At 69.5% G+C, this 12,319-nt stretch carries 12 protein-coding genes; 2 read left to right on the forward strand and 10 right to left on the reverse strand.

Going from position 1 to position 12,319, the window contains the following annotated elements; genetic code table 11:
• Positions 1-6: 6 nt before the first annotated feature.
• From AB5J54_RS08555 to AB5J54_RS08565, 3 genes are all read right to left on the reverse strand, one after another.
• The gene (locus AB5J54_RS08555; RefSeq protein ID WP_369143283.1) at positions 7-945 is read right to left on the reverse strand and encodes an FKBP-type peptidyl-prolyl cis-trans isomerase; all 939 of its coding nucleotides are present in this window, start codon (positions 943-945) and stop codon (positions 7-9) included.
• Positions 946-1,062: 117 nt separating this feature from the next.
• Complete coding sequence (gene pafA, locus AB5J54_RS08560; RefSeq protein WP_369143284.1) at positions 1,063-2,424, reverse strand: Pup--protein ligase; 1,362 nt, start codon at positions 2,422-2,424, stop codon at positions 1,063-1,065.
• A 69-nt stretch (positions 2,425-2,493) separates the two neighbouring features.
• Positions 2,494-3,765, reverse strand: coding sequence for an MFS transporter (locus tag AB5J54_RS08565; RefSeq protein WP_369143285.1), 1,272 nt, complete (start codon positions 3,763-3,765; stop codon positions 2,494-2,496).
• A 134-nt stretch (positions 3,766-3,899) separates the two neighbouring features.
• Between AB5J54_RS08565 and AB5J54_RS08570 the strand changes: the two genes are divergently transcribed.
• Positions 3,900-4,919, forward strand: coding sequence for a LacI family DNA-binding transcriptional regulator (locus AB5J54_RS08570; RefSeq protein WP_369143286.1), 1,020 nt, complete (start codon positions 3,900-3,902; stop codon positions 4,917-4,919).
• 61 nt (positions 4,920-4,980) lie between these two features.
• Here AB5J54_RS08570 and prcA read toward each other — a convergent pair whose 3' ends face one another.
• From prcA to arc, 6 genes are all read right to left on the reverse strand, one after another.
• Complete coding sequence (gene prcA / locus AB5J54_RS08575) at positions 4,981-5,733, reverse strand: proteasome subunit alpha (RefSeq protein ID WP_093876954.1); 753 nt, start codon at positions 5,731-5,733, stop codon at positions 4,981-4,983.
• Between the two features lie 52 nt (positions 5,734-5,785).
• Entirely contained in the window at positions 5,786-6,625 is an 840-nt protein-coding gene (gene prcB / locus AB5J54_RS08580; protein ID WP_369143287.1) for a proteasome subunit beta, read from the reverse strand.
• Positions 6,606-7,019, reverse strand: coding sequence for an endonuclease VII domain-containing protein (locus tag AB5J54_RS08585; protein WP_369149263.1), 414 nt, complete (start codon positions 7,017-7,019; stop codon positions 6,606-6,608). Before AB5J54_RS08585 ends, prcB begins: the two co-directional genes overlap by 20 nt.
• A gap of 186 nt (positions 7,020-7,205) precedes the next feature.
• Positions 7,206-7,418 (reverse strand): ubiquitin-like protein Pup, encoded by a 213-nt coding sequence (locus AB5J54_RS08590; RefSeq protein WP_030494396.1) that lies wholly within the window; start codon positions 7,416-7,418, stop codon positions 7,206-7,208.
• A 160-nt stretch (positions 7,419-7,578) separates the two neighbouring features.
• Complete coding sequence (dop, locus tag AB5J54_RS08595; RefSeq protein WP_369143288.1) at positions 7,579-9,090, reverse strand: depupylase/deamidase Dop; 1,512 nt, start codon at positions 9,088-9,090, stop codon at positions 7,579-7,581.
• A gap of 189 nt (positions 9,091-9,279) precedes the next feature.
• A complete protein-coding gene (gene arc / locus AB5J54_RS08600) occupies positions 9,280-11,046 on the reverse strand; it encodes a proteasome ATPase (RefSeq protein WP_369143290.1) in 1,767 nt (588 codons plus the stop codon).
• 240 nt (positions 11,047-11,286) lie between these two features.
• Between arc and AB5J54_RS08605 the strand changes: the two genes are divergently transcribed.
• On the forward strand, positions 11,287-11,598 hold the full coding sequence (locus tag AB5J54_RS08605) for a ferredoxin (RefSeq protein WP_369143291.1): 312 nt from the start codon (positions 11,287-11,289) through the stop codon (positions 11,596-11,598).
• A 78-nt stretch (positions 11,599-11,676) separates the two neighbouring features.
• Here AB5J54_RS08605 and AB5J54_RS08610 read toward each other — a convergent pair whose 3' ends face one another.
• Positions 11,677-12,255, reverse strand: coding sequence for a hypothetical protein (locus tag AB5J54_RS08610; RefSeq protein WP_369143292.1), 579 nt, complete (start codon positions 12,253-12,255; stop codon positions 11,677-11,679).
• Positions 12,256-12,319: the final 64 nt, after the last annotated feature.

Genomic DNA, 12,319 nt, shown 5'->3' on the forward strand with positions numbered 1-12,319 from the left:
ACAGTCTTACATCTTCGTCAGGATGTCCACGGCGAAGACCAGGGTCGAGTTCTTCGGAATTCCCTGCTTCTCCTCGTTGCCGAACGCCTCCGACGGCGGGGCGACGATCAGGACACGGCTGCCGATCTTCTTGCCGACGAGACCGTCCTTGAGGCCCTTCAGCGTCAGCTGCGGGAGCGGGAAGTTCGCCGGCTTGCCGGTCGTGTAGGTCGAGTCGAAGACCTTGCCGTCCTTCCACAGGGCGGCGACGTAGTTCACGACGACCGTGTCGGTGGCCTTGACGGCCTCGCCGTTGGCCTCGAGCACGTAGTTCGAGACGAGCTTGGTCGGCGGGTCGGTCTTCGGGACCGTCAGCGACGGCTGCTTGCCGTCGGTGTTCGTACCGACCTTCGGGAGGTCCTTGTTGTCCTGCGCGACCGGGGTGCCCGTGGCGGACTTCGGGATCGTCACGGCCTTCAGGATGTCCACGACGAAGACGAGCGTGGCGTTGGGCTTGATGTCGCCCTGACCCTGCGCGCCGTAACCGAGCTCCGGCGGGATGCCGATCTCGATGCGGCTGCCGACCTTCTGGCCCTCCAGGCCCTGGTCCCAGCCCTTGATGACCTGGCCGGCGCCCAGCGTGAGGTCGAAGGGCTGACCGCGGTCGAAGCTGTTGTCGAAGGGGGTGGTGGAGTCCCAGGCCTGGCCCAGGTAGTTCACCTGGAGCGCGTCGCCCTTCTTCGTCACCGGGCCCTTGCCCTCGCTGATGACGTTGACCTTGAGTTCCTTGGGCGGGTCGCCCTCGCCCTTGGCGAGGGTCGGCTTCTCCCCGAACTTCTGCCCCGCGGTGATGGTGGGCAGCCCGTTCGTCATCGAGGCGGAATCGGAGCCCTTGTCGTCGCTGCCGCACGCCGCTGTGGTGAGCAGCAGCAGCGGGACGACGAGAAGGCCGGCAAGTCGGCGCACGTGTTCCTCAGATCTCAGACGGCACAGTAGTTGTGCCGACACTCTAGGCGCTCCTCCTGTCACGTCGAGGGCCCCGCACGCCGAACGTGCGGGGCCCCACGGGTCGATACGATCCGCCTACATTCCGGCGATCAGCTTTTCCACCCGGTCGTCGACGGAGCGGAACGGGTCCTTGCACAACACCGTTCGCTGCGCCTGGTCGTTGAGCTTGAGGTGGACCCAGTCGACGGTGAAGTCCCGCCGCTGTTCCTGGGCGCGGCGGATGAAGTCGCCGCGCAACCGGGCCCGAGTGGTCTGCGGGGGCACCGACTTGCCCTCGAAGATCTTCAGGTCGTTGCAGATACGGGCCGCCTGACCGTTCTTCTGGAGCAGGTAGTACAGCCCGCGACGACGGTGGATGTCGTGGTAGGCGAGGTCTATCTGCGCGACCCTCGGGTTCGACATGGTCATGTTGTGCTTGGCCCGGTACCGCTCGATGAGCCGGTACTTCATGACCCAGTCGATCTCGGTCTCGATCCGGTCGAGCTGCTCGCTCTCGATCGCGTCGAGCGTACGGCCCCACAGTTCGAGGACCTGGGCGACGGTGCCGGAGCGGATGCCCCTGCGGTCGACGAAGTCCACGGCCTTCTCGTAGTACTCGCGCTGGACCTCCAGGGCGGAGGCCTCACGGCCGCTGGCGAGCCGGACCTTGCGCTGGCCCGTGATGTCGTGGCTGACCTCGCGGATCGCCCGGATCGGGTTCTCCAGCGTCAGGTCGCGCATCACCGTGCCCGCCTCGATCATGCGGAGCACGAGGTCGGTGGCGCCGACCTTGAGCAGCATGGTCGTCTCGGACATGTTGGAGTCGCCGACGATGACGTGCAGCCGGCGGTAGCGCTCGGCGTCCGCGTGCGGCTCGTCCCTGGTGTTGATGATGGGCCGCGAGCGGGTGGTGGCCGAGCTGACGCCCTCCCAGATGTGCTCGGCACGCTGGGAGACGCAGTAGACCGCGCCACGCGGGGTCTGGAGGACCTTTCCCGCGCCGCAGATGAGCTGCCGCGTCACGAGGAACGGAATGAGGATGTCCGCGAGCCGGGAGAACTCCCCGTGGCGGGCGACGAGATAGTTCTCGTGGCAACCGTAGGAGTTTCCGGCCGAGTCGGTGTTGTTCTTGAAGAGGTAGACGTCGCCCGCGATTCCCTCCTCGTGCAGGCGGCGTTCGGCGTCGACCAGCAGGCCCTCGAGAATACGCTCGCCGGCCTTGTCGTGGGTGACCAGTTCGGTCACGTTGTCGCATTCCGGTGTGGCGTATTCCGGATGCGAACCCACGTCGAGGTACAGGCGGGCGCCGTTCCGCAGGAAGACATTGCTGCTGCGGCCCCATGACACGACACGGCGGAAGAGGTAGCGCGCCACTTCGTCAGGAGACAGTCGGCGCTGTCCCCTGAACGTGCACGTGACGCCGTACTCGTTCTCCAGCCCGAAAATGCGGCGGTCCATGTCTGAACATTACGCCTGACGGCGTGCGCTGAAACCGGGTTGGGCGTTCCCGTTTCGATCATTTTCCGATCAGTGCGCGTTCTTTTCGGCGTGTACGGCGGTGGGGACCGTCCCTCCGTCGGCGTGTCGCGCGGCGGTGCCGGTCACCGCGGGGACCGTGAGGACACGCCCGGTGGCCAGCAGGACGAGCAGCGCGACGAGGCCGCCCGCGCCGGCCACGGCGAACCCGGCCACCGTTCCGGCCAGTTCGATCGCGGGTCCCGCGACGGCGGAGCCCAGGGCCGCGCCGACGCCGAAGGTGGTGACGAGCCACGAGAAGGCCTCGGTGACGGTGCCGCTCGGGGCGTGTCGGTCGACCACGATGAAGGCGCAGGCGAGGGCGGGGGCCAGGAAGACCCCGGAGAGCACCGCGAGGCCGGTCATGGCGACGGGGCCGGGGGTGAGCATCAGCGGCAGGTAGCAGACCGCGAGGAGGCCCACGAGGACCCTCAGCCGCCGCTCGGGCGCCCCGGACCACTGCCGGGCGCCGTACAGGACACCGCCGGCGAGGGCGCCGAGGCCCAGGGCGGCCATCAGCCAGCCGTACACGGACGGCGCGCCACGGTCGTCGGCGTAGGCGACCGCGGCGACCGTGATGGAGCCGAGGGCGAGGCCGACGAAGAAGAACGAGCCGAGGAGGGCGAGGAGCCCGGGCGAGCGCAGGGCCCCCAGCCAGTGGGCCTCGCGGGCGGCGGAGCGCCAGGTGCGGGACGGCTCGGAGAGGACGACGGCGAGGGCGCCGAGCACCCCCAGGACGTTGATCACGAGGAGGGCGGCGGCGGGCGAGCGCAGGGCGACCAGGAGGGTCACCAGGAGCGGGCCGACCGTGAACATGACCTCCTGGGCGACGGCGTCGAGCGCGTACGCCCGGTGGACCCGGTCCTCACGGCCCAGGACGCTCGGCCACAGGGCCCGCAGGCCGCCCTCCAGGGGCGGGGTGAAGAGCCCGGCGACGACGACGGCCGCGTACGCGAGCGCGAGGTGGCCGATGCCGGTGAGGGCGAACAGGGCCATGCCGAGGGCGGACAGGACGGCGGCGGGCAGCTGGACGCGGGGCTGGCCCTTGAGGTCGACCGCGCGGCCGAGGAGCGGCTGCCCGACGGCGTTGGAGACGCCGTAGGCCGCGATCAGGCCGCCGGCCAGGGTGTAGCTGCCGCCCTGGTCCCGGACGAACAGGGTCATGGCGATGGGCCCGGTGCCGTTGGGCAGGCGCCCCACCAGCGTTCCGGCGAGCAGCCGGGCGGCGTGCGGCGCCCGGAGTATGTCGAGATAGCCGCCGTGCGCGGGGGCCTCGGTGGCCATGTCACCCTCCCATCGCCCCGGAACCCAGCCGGGGTTTTACGTATAACGTCCTGAGTCATACGTACCATGTCGGCGTGAACGGGGTCCACCCCGCCCCCACTCCCCCCGACCACCGTCCCACGCGGAGGCCCCTCGTGCAGTCCCACGACCCCCTCGGCGGCGCCCGCCCGACCAGCAGGGACGTGGCCCGGGCGGTGGGCGTCTCGCAGGCCACCGTCTCCCTCGTCCTCGGCGAGAAGTGGCGCGGCCGGGTCTCCGAGCGCACCGCCGAGTCCGTCCGCGCCACCGCCCACGAACTGGGCTACCGGCCCAACGTCGCCGCACGGAACCTGCGCCTCGGCAGCACCCGCACGGCCATGCTCGTCGTCCCGGCCCTCACCAACGAGTTCTTCGCCCACGTCTACACGGGCGCGGCCCTCGCCGCGGCACGGCACGGTTTCGGCGTCGTCCTCTACCCCTCCCCCGACGGCGTCGGCCCCGCCCGCGACCCCTTCGCGTCGGCCCAGGCCGCCCTGGACGGCGTCATCGCCTCCTCCATGGCCGCCGACACCCTCCAGGCCCTCCGCGGCACCGACCTGCCCCTCGTCATGCTCGACAGCGACCCCACCGACCCCGCGGCCGCCGCACACGTGAACCTCGACGTCGCCGACGGCATGCGACGGGTCACCGACCACCTCCTCGCCCTCGGCCACCGCAGCTTCCTGCACCTGGCGTCCGCCGTCCCCTCCTGGACCTTCGACGTCCGCGCCGCCGTCCTCGCCGACGCCCTGCGGGGGACGGAGCTCCGCACCGTACGGTCGCCGCTCAACGCCGCCGACGCCTGGTCGGCCGCCAACCTCGCGCTCGGCGCCCCCGGCCCCCGACCCACGGCGGTGATCTGCGACGACGACATCCTCGCGGTCGGCGTCCTCAAGGTCGCCCGCCGGCTCGGACTGCGCGTCCCCGAGGACCTCTCGGTCACGGGCTTCGACGACATGACCCTGGCCACCGCGGTCGAGCCCGAGCTCACCACGGTCCGGCTGCCCGCCGAGGAGTTCGGCCGGCGGGGCATGGAGGCGCTCCTCGCCGTTCTCGCGGGCGAACGGCCCGAACCGGTCGCCCTGCCGGTCTCCCTCGTCGCCCGCGGCTCCTCGGGCCCCGCACCGGCCTCCTGAGCCCGGAAACGCCCGAGGGGCCCGGTCCCTGTGGACCGGGCCCCTCGGGGCGATTCTCGGCTTACTCCTCGGGAGCCTCGTCCGAGGGCTCGTCCGTCTTCGCCGCCGCCGCGTTGTCCGCCTCCAGGAGACGGGACAGCTGACGGCCGACGATCCGCTTGAACTTGCGCTGCTGCGGACGCGTCCGGTCCAGGACCGCCACCTCCAGGCGCTCCGCGGGGATCTCCCGCTCGGTGCCGTTGGTGTCCCGCGACAGCGCCTGCACGGCCAGCTTCAGGGCCTCGGCGAGCGTCATGCCGTCCCGGTGCCGCTGGTCCAGGAACGAGCTGATCTGCTCGGCGTTCCCGCCGACCGCGACCGAGCCGTGCTCGTCCACGATCGAGCCGTCGTGCGGCAGCCGGTAGATCTGGTCGCCCTCGGGCTCGGAGCCGACCTCGGCGACGACCAGCTCCACCTCGTACGGCTTCTCCCCCGCGCTGGAGAAGATCGTGCCCAGGGTCTGGGCGTAGACATTGGCCAGGCCGCGCGCGGTGACGTCGTCCCGGTCGTAGGTGTAGCCCCGCAGGTCGGCGTAGCGCACGCCGCCGATGCGGAGGTTCTCGTACTCGTTGTACTTGCCGGCGGCCGCGAAGCCGATCCGGTCGTAGATCTCGCTGAACTTGTGCAGGGCACGGGACGGGTTCTCGCCGACGAAGACGATGCCGTCGGTGTACTGGAGGACGACGAGGCTGCGGCCGCGGGCGATGCCCTTGCGGGCGTACTCGGCCCGGTCGGCCATGGCCTGCTGGGGTGAGACATAGAACGGCGTGGACACCGGCTACCGTCCCTTTCTTCCGGTCTGAAGGGCTTCTACGGGCGACGGACGGTCAGAGCAGGGCGGCGCGCGGCCCGTCGGGCTGCTCGAGACGCCGCTCGGTGACCGACCGGGCCAGCTCGGAGGATTCCGCCTCGCTGAGCCTGCGGAAGCCCTCGTCGGTGATGACGGTGACGATCGGGAAGATCCGGCGGGCCATGTCGGGACCACCGGTCGCCGAGTCGTCGTCCGCCGCGTCGTACAGCGCCTGCACCACCAGAGTGGTGGCCTGCTCCTCGGTCAGGTCGGCGCGGTACAGCTTCTTCATCGAACCGCGCGCGAAGATCGAGCCGGAGCCGGTGGCGGCGAAGCCGTGCTCCTCGGAGCGGCCGCCGGTCACGTCGTACGAGAAGATCCGGCCCTTCTCCTTGCCCTCGTCCCAGCCCGCGAAGAGCGGCACGACGGCGAGCCCCTGCATCGCCATGCCCAGGTTGCCCCGGATCATGGTGGAGAGACGGTTCGCCTTGCCCTCCAGGGAGAGCGTCGCGCCCTCCACCTTCTCGAAGTGCTCCAGCTCCAGCTGGAACAGCTTGACCATCTCCACCGCGAGGCCGGCGGTGCCGGCGATGCCGACGGCGGAGTACTCGTCGGCGGGGAACACCTTCTCGATGTCCCGCTGCGCGATCATGTTCCCCATGGTCGCCCGCCGGTCACCGGCGAGCACGACGCCACCGGGGAACGTGGCGGCCACGATGGTGGTGCCGTGCGGCGCCTCGACGATCCCCTCCGGCAGCTTCCGGTTCCCCGGGAGCAGGTCCGGCGAGTGGCTCGCCAGGAAGTCCATGAAGGACGAGGACCCCGGCGTCAGGAAGGCAGCGGGTAGACGCCCCGTGCTACGAGTGTTGGCTTCCACGCGTTCCCTCCAAGTATCGGATGGCCCGACGAATGCGGTCGGGGCGCTCCTTCAACAGGCCGATGCCCGTGTTGCAGTTGAAGCAAAGTACGCCTCGGACCCTACCCGTCTTGTGGCAGTGATCCACATGCACGGCCGGAGCCCGAAGACAGATGATGCAGAGGCCGCCCTGGGCGCGGATCATCTGGTCGAGCTCGGCCTCGGTGATGCCGTACTTGCGCCTGAGGTGATCAGATCTGCCCTGAGCCTTCCTGCACGCCTTGCATCGGGCAGAGAGGCCGTCCGATGCTCTGGCGTTACGGTGCCATTCGCTGTGCGGCTTGATCTCACCGCACTTCCGGCAGCACTTATGCCCCTCGGGCGTCTCGACGGCGAGGCCGACCGTGTACCCCATCGCCCGCTGGCGTTTACGGTCGGCCTCCGCTGCACAGTCCCTGCAGCGTCGCTGCAGGCCGTCCAGGTTGGACCGCTTACGAGCGAAGGCCGCTCGCGGCTTGCACTCGCCGCACCGCGCGCAGCGCTTCACATCTTCGGCTTCCACACCGCCCCCACAAGCCTTCGATTCGAAGGTCAGATGGCCTTACTGGCCGCCCTTCTGAACGAAGCTTCGAACGAAATCCTCCGCGTTCTCCTCGAGCACATCATCGATTTCGTCCAGGACGGAGTCCACGTCGTCGCTCAGCTTCTCCTGGCGTTCCTTGAGGTCGGAGCTCGCCTCGGTGGTGGTCTCCTCGACCTCCTCCGTGGATCGCGTCGCCTTCTGCTGTCCGCCGCCGGTGTCCTTGGTCGCCATATCCCTCACCCCGCTCGAATCGGCCCGCTCGGTTGAGTCCGTACAAGATCAGACCCTATAGGTCGGGTCTGACTTCGGCCCCGCAGTTTCCACAACGCCCGGGCACTGATTCCATGATTCCCAGTGCCGGGGTATTTCAGGCCCCCACCGGGGCCCCGGTTCAGCCGCCGGAAAGCACGCGGACCAGTTCCTCCGCGGTCCGGCAGCGGTCCAGGAGCGACTTCACGTGCGCCTTGGTGCCGCGCAGCGGCTCCAGGGTCGGGACGCGCTGGAGGGAGTCCCGGCCGGGCAGGTCGAAGATCACCGAGTCCCAGGAGGCCGCGGCGACGTCGTCGGCGTACTGCTCCAGGCAGCGGCCCCGGAAGTAGGCCCTGGTGTCCTCCGGAGGCGCCGTCTCCGCCCGCTCCACCTCGGTCTCGTCCAGGAGCCGCTTCATGCGCCCGCGGGCCACCAGGCGGTTGTAGAGGCCCTTCTCGGGGCGTACGTCCGCGTACTGGAGGTCCACCAGGTGCAGTCGGGCCGCGTCCCAGTCCAGGCCGTCGCGGCGCCGGTAGCCCTCCATGAGCTCCCGCTTGGCGACCCAGTCCAGCTCGCCGGCGAGGCTCATCGGATCGGTCTCCAGGCGGCCCAGGGTGTCCTCCCAGCGGGACAGGACGTCCTTGGTCTGCTCGTCCGCGTCGTCGCCGTAGCGCTCCTCCACGTACTTCCTGGCCAGCTCGAAGTACTCCATCTGGAGCTGGACCGCGGTGAGCGTCCGGCCGCTGCGGAGCGTGATCAGGTACTGGAGCGTCGGGTCGTGGGAGACCTGGTGCAGGGTGCGGACCGGCTGGTCGACGGCGAGGTCGACGGTGATGAAGCCGTCCTCGATCATGGAGAGGACGAGGGCGGTGGTGCCGAGCTTGAGGTAGGTGGAGATCTCCGAGAGGTTCGCGTCGCCGATGATCACGTGCAGGCGGCGGTACTTCTCGGCGTCGGCGTGCGGTTCGTCCCGGGTGTTGATGATGGGCCGCTTGAGCGTCGTCTCCAGGCCGACCTCGACCTCGAAGTAGTCGGCGCGCTGGCTGAGCTGGAAGCCGTTCTCCCGGCCGTCCTGGCCGATGCCGACCCGTCCCGCGCCGGTGACGACCTGGCGGGAGACGAAGAAGGGGGTCAGGTGGCGCACGATGTCCGAGAAGGGGGTCTCCCGCTTCATCAGGTAGTTCTCGTGCGTGCCGTAGGAGGCGCCCTTGTTGTCGGTGTTGTTCTTGTAGAGGTGGATGGGCTGGGCCCCGGGGAGCTGGGCGGCGCGCTCGGCCGCCTCCGCCATGATGCGCTCGCCGGCCTTGTCCCAGAGGACGGCGTCGCGGGGGTTGGTGACCTCGGGCGCGCTGTACTCGGGGTGGGCGTGGTCCACGTAGAGCCGGGCCCCGTTGGTGAGGATCACGTTGGCCAGGCCGATGTCCTCGTCGGTGAGCTGGCTGGAGTCGGCGGCCTCGCGGGCGAGGTCGAAGCCGCGGGCGTCCCGCAGCGGGTTCTCCTCCTCGAAGTCCCAGCGGGCGCGGCGCGCCCGGTGCATCGCCGCCGCGTAGGCGTTGACGATCTGGGACGAGGTGAGCATGGCATTGGCGTTCGGGTGCCCCGGGACGGAGATCCCGTACTCCGTCTCGATGCCCATTACTCGCCGTACGGTCATGCGGCCCTCCTTGCCCGGCGGCGCTCACTGTGCGCGACTCGGCGGTACCGATGAGCCTAGAGCGGCTCCGCGCTGGTGGGGAGATCAGTTGCAGTATTTCCTGTTTCCCTGTGATGCCGGGGGAAATGCTGGATGGAATGCGTCGGCTGCGGATGCCCGGTTTCCGGACATCCGCAGCCGGTGGGCGTTTTACAGGTACTGACCGGTATTGGCCACCGTGTCGATGGAGCGTCCGGTGTCCGCGCCCTGCTTTCCGGTGACGAGTGTGCGGATGAACACGATCCGCTCGCCCTTCTTTCCGGAGATCCGGGCCCAGTCGTCGGGGTTGGTGGTGTTGGGCAGGTCCTCGTTCTCCTTGAACTCGTCCACGCACGCCTGGAGGAGGTGGGAGACCCGGATGCCCTTCTGGTTGTGGTCGAGGAAGGCCTTGATGGCCATCTTCTTGGCCCGGTCGACGATGTTCTGGATCATCGCGCCGGAGTTGAAGTCCTTGAAGTACAGGACTTCCTTGTCGCCGTTGGCGTACGTGACTTCGAGGAAGCGGTTCTCCTCGGATTCCGCGTACATCTGCTCGACGACGGACTGGATCATTCCGTGGGCGGCGGCGGCCTTCGAGCCGCTGTGCTCGGAGATGTCGTCCGCGTGGAGCGGCAGGTTGGCCGTGAGGTACTTCGCGAAGATGTCCTTCGCGGCCTCCGCGTCCGGACGCTCGATCTTGATCTTGACGTCGAGCCGGCCGGGCCGCAGGATCGCGGGGTCGATCATGTCCTCGCGGTTGGAGGCGCCGATGACGATGACGTTCTCCAGGCCTTCCACGCCGTCGATCTCGGCGAGCAGCTGCGGGACGATGGTGTTCTCCACGTCCGAGCTGACACCGGAGCCGCGGGTGCGGAAGAGCGATTCCATCTCGTCGAAGAAGACGATGACGGGGGTGCCCTCGCTCGCCTTCTCCCGGGCACGCTGGAAGACGAGGCGGATGTGCCGCTCGGTCTCGCCGACGTACTTGTTGAGGAGCTCGGGGCCCTTGATGTTGAGGAAGTAGGACTTCCCCGCGGGCTGGCCGGTCACCTCGGCGACCTTCTTGGCCAGGGAGTTGGCCACGGCCTTCGCGATCAGCGTCTTGCCGCAGCCGGGCGGGCCGTAGAGCAGGATGCCCTTGGGCGGCCGCAGTTCGTGCTCCTTGAAGAGGTCCGGGTAGAGGTAGGGGAGCTCGACCGCGTCGCGGATCAGCTCGATCTGGTTGCCCAGACCGCCGATCTTGTCGTAGTCGACGTCCGGGACCTCTTCCAGAACGAGCTCTTCGACCTCGCTCTTGGGGACCACCTCGTAGACGTAGCCGGACCTGGAGTCGAGCAGCAGGGCGTCGCCGGCGCGGATGGTGACGTCCAGCAGAGGCTCGGCGAGCCTCACCACCCGCTCCTCGTCGGTGTGCCCCACCACCAGGGCGCGCTCGCCGTCCTCGAGGATCTCCTTGAGGGTGACGATGTCGCCGGCGCGCTCGAACTCCATGGCCTCGACCACGTTGAGCGCTTCGTTGAGCATGACTTCCTGGCCGCGCTTGAGCTCTTCGAGCTCGATGCTCGGGCTGACGTTCACCCGGAGCTTGCGGCCCCCGGTGAAGATGTCGCACGTGCCGTCCTCGTTCGCCTGCAGGAAGACACCGAAGCCGGCCGGCGGCTGTGCGAGCCGGTCGACCTCCTCCTTGAGGGCCACGATCTGGTCGCGGGCCTCACGGAGCGTGTTCGCCAGACGTTCGTTCTGCGCGGACACGCCGGCCAGGTTGGTCTGCAGCTCGACGATCCGCTCTTCGAGAATCCTCGTGTGGCGCGGAGAGTCGGCGAGCTTGCGGCGCAGGACGGCGATTTCCTGCTCGAGATAGGCAACCTGACCGGCGGGGTCTTCAGACCCCCGCCCCGGCCGGATGCCGCGGTTGATGTCGTCGTCGTGGGCTGCCACGGTCCTCACCTCCTCCAAGGGGAGCTGGACGCTTCCTGACCCTACCTGCGTGGGTGGTGATTGAAACCCCTAGATCAAAAAGACTCCGGGGTGTGTCCGATCTTCACCCTTGCGCTTCCCCTCTCGCCAGGGGAATACCCACCCTTCACCGCTTGAAAGCGGGCGGTTGTATCGTCGTCATTGGTCAACACCCGTCAGGGGTGGCCCGACTTATCGCGCGAAGCAGAAACGGCAGGAGATATGACCGTGCAGCACGAGGCCCCGGCGACGGGCGCCGAGGAGGCGCTGGAGGTCTGGATCGACCAGGACCTGTGCACCGGGGACGGGATCTGCGCGCAGTACGCTCCCGAGGTCTTCGAGCTCGACATCGACGGGCTGGCGTACGTGAAGAGCGCGGACGACGAGCTGCTGCAGGACGCGGGCGCCACCACGCCGGTGCCGCTGCCGCTGCTCCAGGACGTGGTGGACTCCGCGAAGGAGTGCCCGGGCGACTGCATCCATGTGCGCCGGGTCAAGGACAAGGTCGAGGTGTACGGCCCGGACGCCGAGTGACGCGGCGGGGCCCGGGCCTCCGGGCGGGCCCCCGCTGCCTGATCGGGTCTGATCCGGCCTGATCCGAAGGGACGGGCCCTAGACGCCGCGCGCGTCCGTCTGGTCGCCGCGGACGAAGGCGCCGCTCTGCCAGCGCCAGCTGACCTGCTCCTTCTCGTCGGGGCAGCAGCTGGGCACCTCGGGGGACGAGTAGCCGAGCAGGGTGGCGCGCACGGCCCCGTCGCGTACGGCGAGCTCGGTGACGCTCCGGTGCTGGTCCGGTGCGACGAGCGTGGCGACCACGCGCGCGGGGCTGCCGTTCTCCTTGCCGCGGGTGAGGACGTAGACGCCGCTCGGCGGGGTGCCGGAGCCGGCTTCGCAGCGCACGACCGCGATCGTCTCGGGGTTCCCGTCGCCGTCGAGGTCTCCGGTGGCGCGCTTCGCGACCGTACGGGGGCCTCCCCCGCACTCCAGGGGGTAGTCGGCTCCGGCGGCCTCGGGGGCGGGTGCCGGGCGCGGGGCGGCGGCGGGGGCGCCGGTCGCTCCGGCGGGGCCGGGCTGGAGCAGTCCGGCGAGGGCGACGACCGCGGCTGTCGCGGTGGCGGTGGCCAGCCAGTGGGCCGGCCGGGCGTCGGTGTGGGCGAGGTCCGCGAGGTCCGGGGCGGCGGAGTGCTGCACGCGAGACGTCTCCTGTGGGGTGGTGCGACGGGGTTCCCGGCATCGTGCCACACGTCACAGGGGG

Source organism: Streptomyces sp. R44 (genome assembly GCF_041053105.1).
GTDB lineage: Bacteria > Actinomycetota > Actinomycetes > Streptomycetales > Streptomycetaceae > Streptomyces.